The sequence below is a fragment of the Pseudomonas tehranensis genome (assembly GCF_014268615.1).
In the GTDB taxonomy this organism is placed as follows: domain Bacteria; phylum Pseudomonadota; class Gammaproteobacteria; order Pseudomonadales; family Pseudomonadaceae; genus Aquipseudomonas; species Aquipseudomonas tehranensis.
Genome location: NZ_JABWQV010000092.1, coordinates 1 through 17,573, shown reverse-complemented (window position 1 = coordinate 17,573; position 17,573 = coordinate 1). Strand labels below are relative to the sequence as shown.

21 protein-coding genes are annotated in these 17,573 nt (G+C 58.5%); 2 read left to right on the top strand and 19 right to left on the bottom strand.

The features are described from left to right. Window positions 1–93: 93 nt before the first annotated feature. From queC to HU811_RS15000, 17 genes are all read right to left on the bottom strand, one after another. Window positions 94–768, bottom strand: a complete 675-nt coding sequence (queC, locus tag HU811_RS15080; RefSeq protein WP_171061329.1) for a 7-cyano-7-deazaguanine synthase QueC — start codon at window positions 766–768, stop codon at window positions 94–96. Between the two features lie 19 nt (window positions 769–787). Then, window positions 788–1,435: a 7-carboxy-7-deazaguanine synthase QueE gene (gene queE / locus HU811_RS15075; protein ID WP_047227061.1), complete on the bottom strand. Its 648-nt coding sequence runs from the start codon at window positions 1,433–1,435 to the stop codon at window positions 788–790. A 166-nt stretch (window positions 1,436–1,601) separates the two neighbouring features. After that, window positions 1,602–2,432, bottom strand: a complete 831-nt coding sequence (gene ybgF / locus HU811_RS15070) for a tol-pal system protein YbgF (RefSeq protein WP_186656715.1) — start codon at window positions 2,430–2,432, stop codon at window positions 1,602–1,604. Window positions 2,433–2,438: 6 nt separating this feature from the next. Further along, window positions 2,439–2,936: a peptidoglycan-associated lipoprotein Pal gene (gene pal, locus HU811_RS15065; protein WP_003205029.1), complete on the bottom strand. Its 498-nt coding sequence runs from the start codon at window positions 2,934–2,936 to the stop codon at window positions 2,439–2,441. 52 nt (window positions 2,937–2,988) lie between these two features. Continuing rightward, complete coding sequence (gene tolB / locus HU811_RS15060; RefSeq protein WP_092393294.1) at window positions 2,989–4,290, bottom strand: Tol-Pal system beta propeller repeat protein TolB; 1,302 nt, start codon at window positions 4,288–4,290, stop codon at window positions 2,989–2,991. Further along, on the bottom strand, window positions 4,287–5,330 hold the full coding sequence (tolA, locus tag HU811_RS15055) for a cell envelope integrity protein TolA (RefSeq protein ID WP_092393297.1): 1,044 nt from the start codon (window positions 5,328–5,330) through the stop codon (window positions 4,287–4,289). Before tolA ends, tolB begins: the two co-directional genes overlap by 4 nt. Further along, window positions 5,330–5,782: a protein TolR gene (tolR, locus tag HU811_RS15050; protein WP_160893274.1), complete on the bottom strand. Its 453-nt coding sequence runs from the start codon at window positions 5,780–5,782 to the stop codon at window positions 5,330–5,332. The genes tolA and tolR overlap by 1 nt, the downstream gene beginning before the upstream one ends. Window positions 5,783–5,805: 23 nt before the next feature. Beyond that, window positions 5,806–6,501: a protein TolQ gene (tolQ, locus tag HU811_RS15045; RefSeq protein WP_047227067.1), complete on the bottom strand. Its 696-nt coding sequence runs from the start codon at window positions 6,499–6,501 to the stop codon at window positions 5,806–5,808. Beyond that, the gene (gene ybgC, locus HU811_RS15040) at window positions 6,491–6,958 is read right to left on the bottom strand and encodes a tol-pal system-associated acyl-CoA thioesterase (protein WP_092393300.1); all 468 of its coding nucleotides are present in this window, start codon (window positions 6,956–6,958) and stop codon (window positions 6,491–6,493) included. The genes tolQ and ybgC overlap by 11 nt, the downstream gene beginning before the upstream one ends. A gap of 128 nt (window positions 6,959–7,086) precedes the next feature. Next, entirely contained in the window at window positions 7,087–8,148 is a 1,062-nt protein-coding gene (gene ruvB / locus HU811_RS15035; protein ID WP_092393303.1) for a Holliday junction branch migration DNA helicase RuvB, read from the bottom strand. Then, the gene (gene ruvA, locus HU811_RS15030; protein WP_047227070.1) at window positions 8,149–8,757 is read right to left on the bottom strand and encodes a Holliday junction branch migration protein RuvA; all 609 of its coding nucleotides are present in this window, start codon (window positions 8,755–8,757) and stop codon (window positions 8,149–8,151) included. Window positions 8,758–8,871: 114 nt separating this feature from the next. After that, the gene (ruvC, locus tag HU811_RS15025; protein ID WP_030140802.1) at window positions 8,872–9,396 is read right to left on the bottom strand and encodes a crossover junction endodeoxyribonuclease RuvC; all 525 of its coding nucleotides are present in this window, start codon (window positions 9,394–9,396) and stop codon (window positions 8,872–8,874) included. Window positions 9,397–9,528: 132 nt separating this feature from the next. Next, window positions 9,529–10,275: a YebC/PmpR family DNA-binding transcriptional regulator gene (locus HU811_RS15020; protein WP_186656713.1), complete on the bottom strand. Its 747-nt coding sequence runs from the start codon at window positions 10,273–10,275 to the stop codon at window positions 9,529–9,531. Between the two features lie 119 nt (window positions 10,276–10,394). Then, window positions 10,395–12,170 carry an aspartate--tRNA ligase gene (aspS, locus tag HU811_RS15015; RefSeq protein WP_092393309.1) on the bottom strand — a complete coding sequence of 592 codons (1,776 nt, stop codon included), beginning with the start codon at window positions 12,168–12,170 and terminating at the stop codon, window positions 10,395–10,397. Window positions 12,171–12,245: 75 nt separating this feature from the next. Next, window positions 12,246–12,467, bottom strand: coding sequence for an FmdB family zinc ribbon protein (locus HU811_RS15010; RefSeq protein WP_003178589.1), 222 nt, complete (start codon window positions 12,465–12,467; stop codon window positions 12,246–12,248). Window positions 12,468–12,679: 212 nt separating this feature from the next. Then, window positions 12,680–13,021: a ribbon-helix-helix domain-containing protein gene (locus HU811_RS15005; protein ID WP_186656711.1), complete on the bottom strand. Its 342-nt coding sequence runs from the start codon at window positions 13,019–13,021 to the stop codon at window positions 12,680–12,682. 206 nt (window positions 13,022–13,227) lie between these two features. Then, window positions 13,228–13,701, bottom strand: coding sequence for a Dps family protein (locus HU811_RS15000; RefSeq protein WP_092393315.1), 474 nt, complete (start codon window positions 13,699–13,701; stop codon window positions 13,228–13,230). Between the two features lie 375 nt (window positions 13,702–14,076). Between HU811_RS15000 and HU811_RS27630 the strand changes: the two genes are divergently transcribed. Beyond that, window positions 14,077–14,682, top strand: coding sequence for a cold-shock protein (locus tag HU811_RS27630; RefSeq protein WP_186656709.1), 606 nt, complete (start codon window positions 14,077–14,079; stop codon window positions 14,680–14,682). A 70-nt stretch (window positions 14,683–14,752) separates the two neighbouring features. Here the strand turns inward: HU811_RS27630 and HU811_RS14990 are convergent, their stop codons facing one another. Further along, window positions 14,753–14,959 carry a SlyX family protein gene (locus HU811_RS14990; RefSeq protein WP_025215235.1) on the bottom strand — a complete coding sequence of 69 codons (207 nt, stop codon included), beginning with the start codon at window positions 14,957–14,959 and terminating at the stop codon, window positions 14,753–14,755. 4 nt (window positions 14,960–14,963) lie between these two features. Further along, window positions 14,964–15,389 (bottom strand): HIT family protein, encoded by a 426-nt coding sequence (locus tag HU811_RS14985; RefSeq protein ID WP_092393326.1) that lies wholly within the window; start codon window positions 15,387–15,389, stop codon window positions 14,964–14,966. Between the two features lie 856 nt (window positions 15,390–16,245). Between HU811_RS14985 and HU811_RS14980 the strand changes: the two genes are divergently transcribed. Next, complete coding sequence (locus HU811_RS14980) at window positions 16,246–17,505, top strand: OprD family porin (RefSeq protein WP_186656706.1); 1,260 nt, start codon at window positions 16,246–16,248, stop codon at window positions 17,503–17,505. The last annotated feature ends 68 nt before the right edge of the window (window positions 17,506–17,573 follow it).

Here is a 17,573-nt window from a genome sequence, read left to right as displayed (position 1 = left end):
CAACTGCTCTACCAACTGAGCTAACGACCCGCTGTGTGGTGGCGCGTATAATACTGATTTCTAAGGACTATTCAACACCTAATTTGAAATAAATCAAAAATAAGGGGTTGGATCGCTCACACCCGCCGCTGCGAAGCCTTCGGCACGCAGGCGACAGCTGTCGCATTTACCGCAAGCACGCCCCTGATCATCAGCCTGATAGCAGGAAACGGTGAGTCCGTAGTCCACGCCAAGCTTCACCCCAGCCCGAACGATGTCGGCCTTGCTGAGATTCTGCAGTGGCGCCTGAATACGGAAGCCCTGCCCTTCTACACCGGCCTTGGTCGCCAGGTTGGCCATACGCTCGAACGCCTCGACGAACTCCGGGCGGCAGTCCGGGTAGCCGGAATAATCCACAGCGTTGACGCCGATGAAGATGTCACGGGCGCCCAGCACCTCAGCCCAGCCCAGGGCCAGGGACAGGAACACGGTATTGCGTGCCGGCACATAGGTCACCGGAATACCTTCGCTGGGAGTTTCAGGCACGTCGATGGAGCTGTCGGTCAAAGCCGAGCCACCGATGCCGTTGAGGTTCAATCCGATCACCTTGTGTTCGACGACGCCCAGGTCCCGGGCCACCCGCTCGGCGGCGTGCAGTTCAGCGCGGTGGCGCTGGCCGTAATCGAAACTCATGGTGTAGCAGCGGTAGCCCTCGGCACGCGCCATGGCCACGACCGTCGCGGAATCCAGGCCGCCGGACAACAGGATGACCGCACGTTTTTCTGCAATGTTCGAGTGTTCAGTCATATCAGCGCCCCGGCTCGTCGTTCCAAAGATATTTATGCAGTTGCAATTGCAGGCGCACCGGCAAATTGTCCGCCACCACCCAGTCCGCCAGCTCCCGGGCGTTCAGGTCATGATGACTCGGCGAAAACAACACTTCGCCAGCCCGTTGGTCGAGCCCGTACTGAATCAGTTTGGACACGGCCCAGTCATAATCTTCCCGCGAACAGATAACGAACTTGACCTGATCGTTGGGCGTCAGCAGTTCGATGTTCTCATAGCGATTGCGATGGGCTTCCTTGGACCCTGGGGTCTTCAGATCGACGACGCGGCTGACCCGCGGATCAACAGGCGCGATATCCAAGGCGCCGCTGGTTTCCAGCGATACCTCGTAACCGGCATCGCACAATCGCTTGAGCAAGGGGATGGCGTTGGGTTGCGCCAGTGGCTCGCCGCCCGTAACGCAGACGTAGCGCGGGCGAAAACCGGCCACCTGCTCAAGGATGTCGTCGAGGCTTCGCAGGGTGCCGCCACTGAAGGCGTAGGCACTGTCGCAGTATTGGCAACGCAATGGGCAACCGGTGAGGCGCACAAATACTGTGGGCAGCCCGGCCGTTCGCGTTTCACCCTGCAACGAGTAAAAAACTTCGGTAATTCTCAATGTGTCTTGCATAGTCGCCACGGGCGTAACAGCTAAACAGGCTGTCCGCCTCCGTCAGGCACTTCCAGCAACCCCGCCAACGCGCAGATCCCAAGAAGCGTGTTTCATAAAAAGGGCGTGAATTCTAACGAAAAAACCCGCGACAAGCGCGGGTTTCTTCGAAACGGATCAAACAGCCTCACATACGCTGCAAGTCACGCTGAGCCAATTGGGCAGCGGATGTCCCCGGGTACTGGGCCACCACCTGTTGCAGAATGCCTTTGACCTTATCGGTGTGACCGAGGCGGCGTTCCACGTCAGCGAGCTTGTACAGCGAATCCGGCACCTTGGCGTGCTTGGGATACAACTGCGAAACCTTGGCAAATGCCTCGCCGGCACCTTGTAGGTCGCCCTTGGCCAGGTTCACTTCGCCGAGCCAATATTGGGCATTGCCCGCGTACTGGCTGTTGGGGTATTTGCGCAGGAAAGCGGCAAAGGCCAGGCTGGCCTTGTCGAAATCCTTGGCCTTGATCAGATCGAAGGCAGCGTCGTAATAGAGCTTTTCCTTCGCCGGATCAGCCGGCTCACCACCGGCTGCAGGTGCCGGAGCAGCTGCTCCCGCGCCTGCGGCTGCGCCAGGGGCGTTCGAGTCGCCACCGGCTGGAGAATTCTCAGGAGTCGCGGCAGGTGCAACACCGGTTCCTATGCGCCGATCAAGATCCTGGTATCGCTCCAGGTTTTCCTGCTTCATGCGCGAAATTTCATTTTGCAGAACCTCAATCGCGCCTTGCTGGCGTGAAATCTGGTCTTGCATTTGCTGCAGTTGGTTGAACAGCTGGCCCTGTGCCGAGACAGGGGCCGAAACCCCTCCCCCGGCATAGGCGCCGCTCGTACCGTAACCTGCAGGCGGATAATTGCTTGCGCTATTGTTATAGCCGGAATCATTATCGACCACGGGAACCGCAGCCCACACCGCAAGCGGCGCGAGGCTGAGAGCCAGAACAGTTACAGCACGGCGGCACGTTCGCATGACGAATTACTTACGCAGTTCGACGCGACGGTTTTGAGCCCAGGACTGCTCGTCGTTGCCGGTAGCAACTGGACGCTCTTCGCCGTAGGAAACCAGTTCCAGCTGAGCTGGGGAAACACCTTGCAGTACCAGGTAGCGCTGAACGGCTTTCGCACGACGCTCGCCCAGTGCCATGTTGTACTCACGAGTACCACGTTCGTCGGTGTTGCCTTCCAGAACAACGCGAGCGCCGTTCGACTTCAGGTCTTTGGCGTGAACGTCCAGAGCGCGCATGGCTTCTGGCTTCAGGTCCGAGCTGTCGTATTCGAAGTAGAAGGTGGTGATTGCGCGCAGAGCAGCTTCTTCGCTCAGGGAGCCATCAACTGCACCAGTGTTAGCGCCGTAACCAGCGTTTGGATCAACAGCGCCTTCACCGGCGTTGTCGCCGCCTTTGGACGAGCAACCTACAGCTACAGCCATGGCCAGAGCCAGCGCAGCAAATTTACCAAACTTCAGCATTTCCATCGTGAAACTCCTAATGAACCCCAGTGTGTTAAGTAAAACGTATTGCGCCGCGTCAGTTCAGGTAAGGGGACCAGGACGGTTCTCTGACTTCGCCTTGTGCGGTAGGAAGCGGGAGCCTCACGCGTCCATTAATGGACACGAGCATCAAGACTCCCCGGCCCTGCTGGCGGGTGGCGTAGATTACCATGGTGCCGTTGGGCGCAACAGTAGGTGACTCGTCCAGAGTGCTATCAGTGAGGATCTTTACACTACCTCGCTGCAAATCCTGAGCCGCCACCTTGAAATTGGTAAAGCCATCCTGGCGATGGATCATCACCAGGGTCTTTTCATCCGCCGACAGTTTAGGGTTGGCGTTGTAGTTACCGACGAACGTCACGCGTTCGGCACCGCCACCACTGGCGCTGGTCTTGTAGATCTGCGGCTTGCCGCCACGGTCGGAGGTGAAGTAGATGGTCGAGCCATCCTTGCCCCAGAACGGTTCGGTGTTGATGCCGGGACCATTGGTCACGCGAGAAATCGCACGCGAAGCCAGATTCATCACATAGATGTCCGGGTTACCATCCTTGGACAGTACGAAGGCCAGGCGCGTACCGTCTGGCGACCAGGCTGGCGCACCGTTCAGGCCTTCGAAGTTGGTGATTTGCTCACGGCGACCAGTGTCAATGTGTTGCATGAAGATACGCGGACGCTTCTGTTCGAACGAAACATAAGCGATGCGCTTGCCATCGGGGGCGAAACGCGGCGACAGGATCGGCTCGCGCGATTGCAGCAGGGTCACTGCACGAGCGCCGTCATAGTCTGAACGCTGCAAGGTGTAACGGGTATTTTTCTCAGAGAAGCGTTCGGCCGTCACGTAGAGCATGCGGGTAGAGAACGCACCCTTGATGCCGGTGAGTTTCTCGAACGACTGGTCGGAGATGTAGTGCGCCATGTCACGCAGTTGATCGACGCTGCCCGACACACTGCCGGTCAGCACTTGCTGCTCGGTGGCGACGTTGAACAGGGTGTACTGCACCTGCAGGCGACCGCCGGCCGGCACGATGTTGCCGACCATGAGGTACTGGGCGCCCAGGGCTTTCCAGTCGCGATAGATGACTTCGCTGGCCTGGGTCGGCAGGCTGATCATGTTCTGCTTCGGAATCGGCGCGTAGTAACCCGAGTTGCGCAGGTCATTACCGATGATTTCCGCCATGTCGTCCGGCAGGACGCTACCGCCCTGCCAGCCGAACGGTACGACGGCGATCGGGGTCGCCCGGTCGCTGCCGCTGGTGACCAGAATGTTCTTTTCCTCTGCTACCGCTATCCCTGCCAGGCAGCAGATAACGACCAGCATTGATCGAAGAAGGTTTCTCACAAGGCTAGATCCTCAGGTGTGAATGTCATCTTGAATGAACGATAGGGAGCAAAATCGCTCGGTTTCATTCCTTGCATTTCCGTCAATCGCCCAATGTTCTTGACCGCTGCGACCGCCGAGGCGTCGAACGGGCCATCACCGCTGGACTTGGCCACGCTGACCGAGGTAACCGTACCGTCGGGCAACATGCCGATTTGCAATACTACAGTCATGCCTTTGCGTGCCGAAGGTGGACGAGCCCAGCCTTCTGCTGCTCGGGCGCGAATCAAATCATCGAAACTGCCGGCGACTTCATCGCCCTGCTCATCAGCCAATGCCTGCTGACGCTCTGGCGTGTCGGAAAGCAAATCTGCCAAGGCCTGGGCCTTTTTCTCTTCGGCGGATTTACGCGCTGCGTCCTGAGCCTTTTTCTTGGCGGCGTCGGCGGCGGCTTTCTTCTTCGCGTCTTCGGCGATTTTCTTTTTCGCCTCGTCAGCTTCAGCTTTCTTCTTGGCGTCCTCGGCCGCTTTTTTCTTGGCGTCCTCGACAATCTTTTTCTTCGCTGCCTCAGCGGCCGCTTTCTTGGCCTCTTCTTCAGCGGCTTTCTTGGCTTCTTCTTCGGACTTCTTCTTGGCTATATCAGCCAATTGTTTCTCTTCAGCCTTTTTCGCCTCGGCGGTCTTCTTCGCTTCATCGGCTTTCTTGGCTTCGTCAGCCTTCCTGGCTTCTTCGGCCTTTTGAGCCGCTTGCTCTTTCTTTTGTTCCGCAGCTCTTATCGCTTCCTGCTCGACCTTCTTTTGCTCCATCTGCTCGACTTCGGTCTGGCGCGCAGCGGATTTCTTCGCCTCACCGGCAAGCTTCTGGTTGGTCTGCGTGGTGGCCTGGCTCTTGGACTTGAGCTGATACAGGGTCGCCTGCACGATCGGCTTGGCCGGCGGCAGCTCCGGAGTCATGGCAAAACTGACGAACAGCATGCCAAACACCAGCACATGCAAGCCAATTGCCCAGACACTAGGCCAGAAGTAGCTTTCCGAGGCGGACGGCTCTCGCTGTTGCTGCATCAGGGCGCCTCAGTGATTAAGCCAACATTACCGACCCCGGCTTTTTGCAGGCCGCCCATGGCGCCCATCACCGCACCGTAGTCGACAGTCTTGTCGCCGCGAATGAAAACCTGGGTGCGCTTGCCGTTGCTGTTGCCGGCGTTGATGATCTTGGTCACCGCATCGGTCATCTGCGGCAAGGTCATGGCCCGGTCCTGCTGCTTCTCGGTGTCGACTTCGCTGCCAAGGTTCCAGTAGTAGGTCTTGTCAGCCTTGATCGAAATGGTCAGGACCTGGGTGTCGTTGTCCTGCGGCAAGGCTTCACTGGAAACCTTGGGCAGATCAACCTTCACGCCCTGATTGAGCATCGGCGCGGTCACCATGAAGATGACCAGCAGCACCAACATCACGTCGATGTAGGGCACCACGTTCATCTCGGCAACCGGCTTGCGCTTTTTTCGGGCTCGAGCGATTAAAGCCATTGGGAAATACCTGCTTATTCTTCGCTGGTGTGCACTTTGCGGTGCAGGATCGCCTGGAATTCATCGGCGAAGGTGTAGTAACGGCTGGTCAGCGTTTCGCTGCGGGCAGCAAAGCGGTTGTAGGCGATTACAGCCGGGATGGCCGCGAACAGACCAATGGCGGTGGCAATCAGCGCCTCGGCAATACCCGGGGCCACGGTGGCCAGGGTCGCTTGCTGGGCTGTGGCCAGGCCACGGAAGGAGTTCATGATCCCCCACACGGTACCGAACAGGCCGATGTACGGGCTGACCGAACCGACGGTGGCCAGGAACGGCAGGCCCTGCTCGAGTTTTTCTTCCTCGCGGGAGATGGCGACGCGCATGGCACGGGCCACGCCTTCCATCACGGCTTCAGGGTCTACGCCTGGTTGCTGGCGCAGACGGGAGAACTCCTTGAAGCCGGCGCGGAAAATCTGCTCGACACCCGAGTCCGGGTCCGGGTTGCTGCCCGCCTGGCGGTAGAGTTTGGACAGGTCGATACCGGACCAGAAGCGCTCCTCGAAGCTCTCCAGGGCTCGACGACCGGCGCGCAGCATGTTGCTGCGCTGAAAGATCATGATCCATGAGGTCACCGATGCGGCTACCAGGATCAGCATTACCAACTGCACCACAACGCTGGCATTGCTGACCAGGCTCCACATGGAGGAATGGTCGACGACGTTAGCTTCCACGCTTTATCTCCTGCTCTGAGTATGTACCGGCGCCGCTCACGCCGGCAAAGGCCGCGCGTAGAGCTTCGGGAATGGCCCGGGGTTTCAAACTATGGGTGCGCACACAGGCCACCAGAAACTGCCCTTCACAGAGCAGCGCATTATCCGTAGCCCGCCTGACCTGCTGCTTGAAGCGCAGGCTGGCACGGTTCAATTCGATGACATCGGCACTTACCAGAAGCTCGTCGTCCAGTCGCGCCGGCGCGTGGTAACGCGCTTCGCTGGAATGCACGACGAATAACAGGTCCTCCCCCACCAGCGCGGATTGGGCAAAACCCAGTTCCCGCAGCCGTTCGGTTCGAGCCCGTTCCATAAACTTGAGGTAATTGACGTAGTAAACGATGCCGCCGGCATCGGTGTCCTCGTAATAAACGCGACAGCGATGTGCGAACGACTCCAGCCCGTTTTGCGCGCGCATACTCTAGTGCTTACTCCTCAGGTTGCCAATCGGCCAGGCAACTGTTTTTTTCATTCTCGAATGCAATGACGCTCCGGGTGTCGTCTGGGACAGCACGAACCTGAAAAAAGTCGCTGCACAGAGGTCGTTCAATCGTCCACGGCATCGAGGAATTCGTCTACTACCGGCATCTCACCCATTCGTGTCGGGATGTTTAAGCCGAAGTGCAGATAGGCGTGGCGAGTCACCACACGCCCGCGCGGGGTGCGCATGATGTAGCCCTGTTGGATCAGGTACGGTTCCAGCACATCTTCGATGGTATGGCGCTCTTCGCTGATGGCCGCCGCCAGGCTGTCCACGCCCACCGGACCGCCGTCGAACTTCTCGATCATGGTCAGCAGCAGGCGCCGGTCCTGGTGGTCGAAACCACGCTCGTCGATGTCCAGCAGGTTCAACGCCAGGTCGGCAATCGGTTTGGTGATGTGGCCCTTGGCGCGGACTTCGGCAAAATCCCGGACCCGCCGCAACAGCCGGTTGGCGATCCGCGGCGTACCCCGCGCCCGCCGGGCGATTTCATAAGCGCCATCCGGGTCCAGCGGCAACCCGAGAATGCCGGCCGAGCGGCCGACAATCGTCGCCAGATCGGCGTTGTTGTAGAACTCCAGGCGCTGGACGATACCGAAACGGTCCCGCAGCGGGTTGGTCAACATGCCAGCGCGGGTAGTGGCGCCCACCAGGGTAAAAGGCGGCAGATCCAGCTTGATGGAACGGGCCGCCGGCCCCTCGCCAATCATGATGTCGAGCTGGAAGTCCTCCATGGCCGGGTACAGCACTTCCTCGACGATCGGCGACAGCCGGTGGATTTCATCGATGAACAGCACATCATGGGGCTCAAGGTTGGTCAGCAGCGCCGCCAGGTCACCCGGACGTTCGAGGACCGGCCCGGAGGTACTCTTGATCGACACGCCCATCTCCTGGGCAATGATGTTGGCCAGGGTGGTCTTGCCCAAACCGGGAGGACCGAAGATCAAGGTATGGTCCAGAGACTCGTTACGCCCGCGGGCCGCCTGAATAAACAGTTCCATTTGCTCGCGAACCGCCGGCTGACCGATGTAATCGGCCAGGCTGACGGGACGAATCGCACGGTCTTGTACTTCTTCACGGTCACGGGGGGCACCCGTGGCGGCGATCAGACGATCGGCTTCAATCACTTAAATCATTCCCTTCAGGGCACGACGAATCATGTCTTCGGTGCTCAAGCCTTTTTCCTTGATAGCGGAAATCGCCTTGCTGGCCTCCTGCGGCTTGTAGCCCAGGGAGATCAGTGCGGTGACCGCATCGTTTTCCGCGCTGGCCGCGGGCGCTGGCGCGTCCGGCTGGTTCGGCACCAGCGCGAACATGGCTGGCACTGCCTCCCAGGCCTTGAACCGGTCCTTGAGCTCAACCAGCAGGCGCTCGGCGGTTTTCTTGCCCACCCCTGGCACCTTGGTCAGGGCCGACGTGTCCTGGGACTGCACGCAGCGCACCAGTTCGTCGACTTCCAGGCTCGACATCAAGGCCAGGGCCAATTTCGGACCGACGCCGTTGAGACGAATCAGCTCGCGGAAGAAATCCCGCTCGCGCTTGCCGACGAAGCCATAGAGTAACTGGGCATCCTCGCGCACGACCAAATGGGTGTGCAGCGTCAGCGGTTCACCGACCGACGGCAGGCGATACAGCGTGGTCATGGGCACTTCAAGCTCATAACCCAGGCCATTTACATCCAGAATCAGGTGCGGCGGCTGTTTTTCAGCCAGGGTGCCGCGCAAGCGTCCAATCACGTTTCAGATCCTTGGGCGTAGGCCAGCCGTGGGCTGGCGAGTAACGGCCGGAGCATGGAGGCCGACGACACAGGCGCAAAATGCTCGGGCTCACGAAAGATTGCGCTGATGCTATCAGAGACGCAGGCGCCCGCCACGACTGCGTGCGGCTCCCAGGCCATGCGGCAACAGGCTGGAACGGGTATGAGCATGGCAAATGGCGATGGCCAGGGCATCGGAGGCATCGATCTGCGGCTTGCTGACCAGTTTCAGCAGATGCATCACCATCATCTGCACCTGCTCCTTGTTGGCCGCGCCCGTTCCAACGACCGCCTGCTTGACCTGGGTCGCGGTGTATTCGGCGATTTCCAGGTTTTCCTCGGCACCGGCCACAATGGCCGCCCCTCGAGCCTGCCCCAGCTTCAGGGCAGAATCGGCGTTGCGCGCCATGAAGACCTTTTCAATACCCATGGTGACCGGGCCGTAGGTCTGGATGACTTCACGCACGCCGCGATAAACAATCTGCAAGCGCTCATGCAACTCACCGGCGCCGGTGCGGATACAGCCTGAGGCGACATACACGCAGCCACGCCCGGTATCACGAACCACGCCGTAGCCGGTGATGCGCGAACCGGGGTCGATACCAAGGATTAAAGTCATAACGCCTGCGAAAGGTAATGCGGTTGCTTGAGGATACAGCCGTGTAGGAGCTGGCGAAGCCTGCGATCTTTTGATTTTGCCTTTTCGACCAGAAAATCAAAGGATCGCAGGCTTCGCCAGCTCCTACGGGGGTTAGCCGAGTTGTTCGGCGACCGCTTCAGGAATATCGGCGTTGGAATAAACGTTCTGCACATCATCCAGGTCTTCAAGCATGTCGATCAGCTTGAGCACCTTCTCGGCGCCTTCCAGGTCCAGTTCGGCGCTGGTGGTGGGCTGCATGACGATTTCGGCGTCGGCGGGTGTGAAACCGGCGGCCTCCAACGCATTGCGCACGGCGTAGAAGCTGGCGAACGAGGTGAACACGTCGAACGAACCGTCCTCATGACTGACCACGTCATCGGCGTCGGCTTCCAGGGCCGCTTCCGTCAGGGCGTCTTCATCGATACCCGGCGCGAAGCTGATCTGCCCCTTGCGCTCGAACAGGTACGCCACCGAACCGTCGGTGCCCAGGTTGCCCCCGCATTTGCTGAAAGCATGACGTACGGCGGCGGCAGTGCGGTTGCGGTTGTCGGTCATGCACTCAACCATCACCGCTACGCCACCGGGGCCGTAACCCTCGTAGGTCAGCTCTTCCACATTATCGGCTTCGGTCGCACCCGCACCGCGGGCAACGGCCCGATCGATGATGTCGCGACTCATGTTCGCCCCAAGCGCCTTGTCCAGGGCCAGGCGCAAGCGCGGGTTGGAGCCCGGATCACCGCCACCCTGGCGGGCAGCGACCGTCAGCTCACGGATCCACTTGGTGAAAATCTTGCCCCTCTTGGCATCCTGACGTTCTTTGCGGTGCTTGATGTTCGCCCACTTGGAATGACCTGCCATAACTCGCTCCGGTTTCTCTTTGAAACATTGCCCGCCCTGCGCTCGCGCAAGAGCCGGCAACCAGAAATATCGACCCCAATGAAAAGGCGCATCCGAAGATGCGCCTCCAGGTGTCGGCCTTACTCAGCCTTTGGCTGTTCACGCAGACGGATGTGCAGCTCGCGCAGAGCTTTCGCATCCACTACGCCCGGAGCCTGGGTCATGACATCGGCCGCGCTCTGGGTTTTCGGGAACGCGATCACTTCACGGATCGACTGGGCGCCGGTCATCAGCATCACCAGACGGTCCAGGCCAAAGGCCAGGCCGCCGTGGGGCGGTGCACCGTACTTCAGCGCATCGAGCAGGAAGCCGAATTTCTCTTCCTGTTCCGCTTCACTGATGCCCAGCAGACGGAAGACCGCCTGTTGCATTTCCTTGCGGTGGATACGGATCGAACCGCCACCCAGCTCGGTGCCGTTCAAGACCATGTCGTAAGCGCGTGACAGAGCGGTGGCCGGGTTGGCTTCCAACTCCTCAGGTGAGCACTTCGGCGCGGTGAACGGGTGGTGCAGCGCAGAGAAGCTGCCGTCGTCGTTCTCTTCAAACATCGGGAAGTCGACGACCCACATCGGCGCCCACTCGCAGGTCAGCAGCTTGAGGTCGTGACCCAGCTTGATGCGCAACGCGCCCAAGGCTTCGCTGACGATCTTGGCCTTGTCGGCGCCGAAGAACACGATGTCGCCATCAACCGCGCCCACGCGATCGAGGATCACGTTCAGGTTGGCTTCAGGGATGTTTTTCACGATCGGCGATTGCAGGCCGTCGACACCCGCCGCGCGCTCGTTGACCTTGATGTACGCCAGCCCCTTGGCACCATAGATGCCGACGAACTTGGTGTAGTCGTCGATCTGCTTGCGCGGCATGCTTGCGCCGCCTGGCACACGCAGGGCCGCGATCCGGCATTTCGGGTCATTGGCCGGGCCGCTGAACACCTTGAAATCAACTTCCTTGAGCTGATCGGCCACGTCCACCAGTTCCAGCGGGTTGCGCAGGTCCGGCTTGTCGGAACCGTAGCGGCGCATGGCTTCTTCGAAGGTCATGTGCGGGAACTCGCCGAATTCCAGACCCAGCACTTCCTTGAACAGGTTGCGGATCATGCCTTCGGTCAGGCCCATGATGTCTTTTTCGTCGAGGAAGCTGGTCTCGATGTCGATCTGAGTGAACTCAGGCTGACGGTCGGCACGCAGGTCTTCGTCGCGGAAACACTTAGCGATCTGGTAGTAGCGGTCGAAGCCGGCCACCATCAGCAATTGCTTGAACAACTGCGGCGATTGCGGCAAGGCAAAGAAGCTGCCGGGGTGGGTGCGGCTCGGCACCAGGTAGTCGCGAGCACCTTCAGGCGTTGCACGGGTCAGGATCGGCGTCTCGACGTCGAGGAAACCGTTTTCATCCAGGTAACGACGGATGCTGGTGGTCATGCGCGAACGCAGACGCAGCTTCTCGGCCATTTCCGGACGACGCAGGTCAATGAAGCGATAGCGCAGGCGGGTTTCTTCGCCCACGTCGGAGTATTCGTTGAGCGGGAACGGCGGGGTTTCCGCTTCGTTGAGCACTTCCAGCTCGTAGCCCAGCACTTCGATCATGCCCGAGGCCATGTTGGCGTTGCCGGCACCGGCCGGACGCAGGCGTACCTTGCCGGTGATCTTGACCACGTACTCGCTGCGCACGCGGTCGGCGGCGGCGAAGGTTTCAGCGCGGTCCGGGTCGAACACCACTTGGGCCAGGCCTTCACGATCACGGATATCGAGGAAAATCACCCCGCCATGGTCACGGCGACGATGGACCCATCCGCAAAGAGTAACTTCCTGACCTTCCAGGCTTTCGTTCAGTTGGCCGCAATAATGGCTGCGCATCATGGTAGTGGTTTCACTTCTCGTAATTCGAAATTCGGTTGGAGGCCCTGCCCGTGCAAGAGCTCGCGCGTGTTCAACTCAGTCCGCTTTGTCGCCACCGGCCAGGTTCTTCTTGGCGCCGGTCTTGAAGTCGGTTTCATACCAGCCGGTGCCACCGAGGCGGAAACCTGGCATGGACAGCATCTTTTTCAGTTCCGGCGCCTGGCAGGCAGGGCAATCGACCAGCGGTGCCGCGCTGATCTTTTGAATGGCTTCCATCTGATGACCACAGGAAGCACATTGATAGTCGTACATCGGCATGGGGTTGTCTCGGCGATCAGGTTACTCGCGCAAAGGCTGGGCTTTGCGGCAAAGAGCGGGATTATATCCATTAAATGCGGCCTGTGCAGCCGCAAGACTAAACAGTCATTGTCGAGTAGATACTGTGTAGGAGCTACGTAGGAGCTGACGAGTGCAACGAGGCTGCGATCTTGCCCCAGGCACTTGAGTCTAATCGCAGCCTTCGGCAGCTCCTACGCCGCACCATGATCCATGCCAGCGTCCTTCAAACTGTGCACCACGCAAACCACGCGCACCAAACCGCTGAAATTGCGCACCCCGCCATGACGCAGGTGCACCTCCCGGTCCACATGGGATAGCAAGGTGCTGATGGAACAGCTGTTGAGCTGGGCCATCTCACCGAGAATATCCCAATAGACCCGCTCAAGCCGAAGACAGGTGGCGAACCCGTTCAGGCGAATCGATCGGGACAGGGGCCGGGCCAGTTGCATGTCGAACCCCCGGACGAACGGGTCGATGATAATGGGCTGAAAGCGCCCATGCACACCCTCCCCGGGTTCTTTTCCTTGAATCATACCGTTGACACTCCTTTGCCATACGAACCTCTCAATTGGAACAACCAATCAGTGGCTCTATGGAAGCTCAACGGCATCGCCAGATCCAGATGACTTTATGACCATCGGCGTAGGACAAGCCAGCAGCAGGCAGGCGACGAATTACGACGTCCTACACAAAGTGCGGGCGATAATGCCAACGCCCCCGTCATCGCCGGGCCCGGCGCTTACCGGTCTTCCAGCAACGAGCGCAGCATCCATGCGGTTTTTTCATGGACCTGCATGCGCTGGGTCAACAGATCGGTGGTCGGTTCGTCACTGACCTTGTCCGATAAAGGAAGGATGCTACGGGCCGTACGCGTCACGGCTTCCTGACCCTCGACCAACTGACGGATCATGTCTTCGGCGCCAGGCACGCCTTCTTCTTCCTTGATAGAAGACAAGCGTGCATACACGGAGTAAGCGCCCGGCGCGGGAAAGCCCAGGGCACGAATGCGTTCGGCAATCAGATCCACTGCCAGCGCCAGTTCGTTGTATTGCTCCTCAAACATCAGGTGCAGGGTGCGAAACATCGGCCCCGTGACATTCCAGTGAAAATTATGGGTCTTGAGGTACAAGACATAAGTATCCGACAGCAGGCGTGAAAGCCCCTCGACGATGGATTTGCGATCTTCCTCACTGATCCCGATATCAATTGCCATGTTGGTTGATCTCCTGCGGTGATGAATTCGACAGCGGTTCTTGCACTCTAGCGGGTGTTACCGCCGCCAGCCTGCGACAAATCGCCAGCCCTCCTGAACCGACAAGCCGCAACACCGGACGGTTCCGACGAGGCGGGAAATTTCACGCCCTTGCCCGACCCCTTGCGCCGACGAACAGCGCGGTCCGCCCCCGTAACGGGTTTGAGAAGGTCGGGGCTTTGCTGTTAAATAGGCAGTGTGTCGCTACGCCCATTTTTCCGGGCATGGCGCATAGGCTGAATTCGGGAATGTGTCCAACGCCTCTCTATTGTTCCGAAGCGAACCGCCCCGATCAGCTCTTCCTTAGTGATCCGTCTTAACCGTGAGTCAATCAAAATGTTGAAAATCGTCCACTTGCTAATGGGCGCAGCTGCCCTGCTGCTGTCCTTCATCCCTAGCCTGGGTTCCGAAGCCACGCCTTACCTGCAACATCCCGATGCGCTTTACCTGGCCTTCTTCGGCCTGCTCAACCTGACCCTTGCCCCTGTTATCCCCTACTGGAACAAAGGCCCACGTCATCAACTGCAAAACCTGGTCAGCGCCTTGCTGGTGTTGGCCGTTGCCCTGCAAACCCTGACCCTGCTGGCGCCCATGCCGCAAATCGCCGGTCAACCGGCTGTGTTGTTCAGCCTGACCGCATCACTGCTTGCCGTGGCATTGCACCTGGCTGTCAGCTTCTACAAGAAGGCGTCACCGGCCGCCGCACCGCAGAACTACGACATGTCCAACCGCGATACTGGCACCGTGAAGTGGTTCAACACTTCCAAGGGGTTCGGTTTCATCTCCCGCGACTCCGGCGATGACATTTTTGTGCATTTCCGGGCCATTCGTGGCGAAGGCCACCGCGTTCTGGTCGAAGGCCAGCGCGTGGAGTTCTCCGTGATGAACCGCGACAAGGGCCTACAGGCCGAAGATGTGATCGCCGCGCTACCGCGCCGCTGATCCCAAGCGTAAAAAAACCGCGAGACAGCCACGCTGCTCGCGGTTTTTTATTGCCTGGCATTACACTCGATCAGTAGTGAGGCGGAGGCGCTTCTTCTTCAAAGGTTTCGAATTGCCCGGCCATCTCTTCCTGGCGCTTGAGCAAAGCAGCCATTTGCAGCTGCAGACGCTCGACCACTCGCTGCTGCGCCACCAGCACATCATTGAGTGCCTGGATGGTGTCATCCTGAAACGCCAGGCGGCTTTCCAGATCCGTTACACGCTCTTCAAGGTTCATGGTTTCAGCCCTCCAGAAACTTGAAATCATCGGTCAAGGCCGCTCGCAATCGGTCACGAATGACCTTCACCTGTTCAGTAGTATAAGGCTTGGCCGGGTGCTTGCCCCAGACCGGCGCTGGCCAGGCCGCGTCATCACGTTTGCGCACGATGACGTGCATATGCAGTTGGCTGACAACGTTACCCAAGGTTGCAACGTTCAGCTTGTCAGCACTGAAGGAGTCCTTGAGGGTTTCGGCCAGCGCGGTGGTTTCTTTCCACAGTTGCTGTTGATCGGCGTCATCCAACTGAAACAATTCGCTGATATCTTCCCGCCGCGGCACGAGAATGAACCACGGGTAATTGGCGTCGTTGGACAAGAGCAACCGGCACAGCGGGAAGTCACCCATGACCAACGTGTCTTGTTGCAGTTGTGGATCTAAAGCAAACACCGCGCACACTCCTCGCTGGTTATCGTTTTTTGCCCGACTCAGCGGGCCTGCGTAGGACACAGAACCGCAGCATACCCTTGAACGCCGAAGGGTTCACTGCGTACAGCGATGACCCTGCCTGATGCTTTTTTTCCAGCGCGCGCACCAACTCAGCGCAGCCGGTAACACATAGGCCTGAGACGGGCGCTGCGAACGTTGCTTCCTGCACTGAGCCTGTAAAATTTTCGTACAGGATGAAGTTTTTTTGCACCAAAACAGCACAACGCGTCTACGCTCAGTGCACAAAGCATCCGTGATCTACTCACTGAGAGGGTGAACCGGTAACGTTTTTGGTTGTCTCGCAGCGTTTAGCGGCTGTAAACACGAGAGCAGCACAGCAGTCAACCCTAATTAAAACAAGGCCTTTGGAGCCCGGTTTCATGAGGTTTCACTGCGCCAGCAGGGAGAATGTGAAAAAAACGTGAACAAAAACCGGGTTTGAGCATGCTTGTTGCATTCATCCCCACATTGCCTGCAGGGCATCGTCGGAAGCGAAAACCTGCTGGCTTATAAATAAAGTGGCAAGGTTGCCCACAGGGAGCTTCAAGCGCAGTAACAAAGGACTCTTTACACCGACGCCGGGAAAAAAGAAGCAACTTCGAGTTGTGAGTCCGATTGCGCCGGAACAGCCTAAATACGACACGGATCGAGCCATTGGCGACATGGTCGTAAAGAAGCTGAAAGATTGGATGGGCAAGTATCGCCAATGAATGTCGTCGTGATATAAGTTCGCGCCGACACAAAAAGAAAGAGCCGCCCAGATAAAAAAACAGGTGGGACGGCAAGACTCTTCTAAAAACCAAAGGAGCAAATCACGATGCGCGTGATGAAGTGGAGCATGATCGCACTGGCTGTTTCGGCCAGTACCTCGCAGTTCGCAATGGCCTCTTCCCAGGAAGAATCCAAGGGCTTTTTTGAAGATCAGAGCCTGAACGTTCTGACCCGTATGCTGTACATGAATCGTGATTTCAAGAATAACCCGGGTGGCCAGAGCTATCGTGAAGAAACCGGCCTTGCTGCGCGCGCCACATACGAGTCGGGCTTCACCCAAGGTACCGTTGGTTTCGGTGTAGACGCCTTGGTCAACGGCATGGTCAAACTGGACAGCGGTCGTGGCCGCACCGGTAATGGCATGTTCGGTAACGATAGCGATGGCCGACCAGAAGACACCCAATCCATTGGTGGTGGAGCGGTCAAGTTCCGTGTCTCTGACACGGTTCTGAAATACGGCAGCCAATACGTTGGCAGCCCGGTTCTCGCCACCGACGACAGCCGTCTGCTGCCGGAAATCGCCACCGGCACCATGATCACCAGCAAAGAAATTGAAGGCCTGGAGTTGAGCGCTGGCCGGTTTACCGCGATCAGCGGACAGAACCACATGGGTCACGACAGCATCAACGGCACCGGTCTGAAATCCGCTGATATCGCTGGTGCAACCTACCAATTCACCGAGAATTTTGTAGCGGGCGTTGCAGCTTCCGACATTGAAGACCACTACAAAAAGAAATACATCAATCTGAACTACACCCTGCCGATCAGCGAAGATCAGTCCCTGAACTTCGATTTCAACGGCTATGACAGCAAGGATCAAGGCCAGAAACTCAGCGGTGACGTTGACAACCGTATCTGGTCCCTTGCAGCTGCCTATTCCATCGGTGCCCACAAGTTCACCCTGGCTCACCAGCGCTCCACCGGCGATACCGGCTACGTTTACGGCGCCGACGGCAACGGTACTATCTTTCTCGCCAACTCCGTCCAATACTCCGACTTCAACGGTACAGACGAGCGCTCTTGGCAGGCTCGCTACGACCTGAACATGAAGACCTACGGCGTTCCAGGCCTGAGCTTCATGACTCGTTACATCACCGGTGACAACATTGAGACCGGCGGCGAAGAAGGCAAAGAGCACGAGTTGGACTTCGAGACCAAATACGTCATGCAGAGCGGTCCAGCCAAAGACCTGTCTTTCCGCATTCGTAGCGCGTTCTACCGCACAAATAGCTCTTACAACGCTATCAATGGTGCCGACAACAACGACTTCCGCTTCATCGTCGAATACCCTCTGAGCATCTTGTAATTCAGCGGTCGTTCGATAGTTACACCCGCAACACATAAAAAACCCCCCCCCCCCCCCCCCCCCCCCCC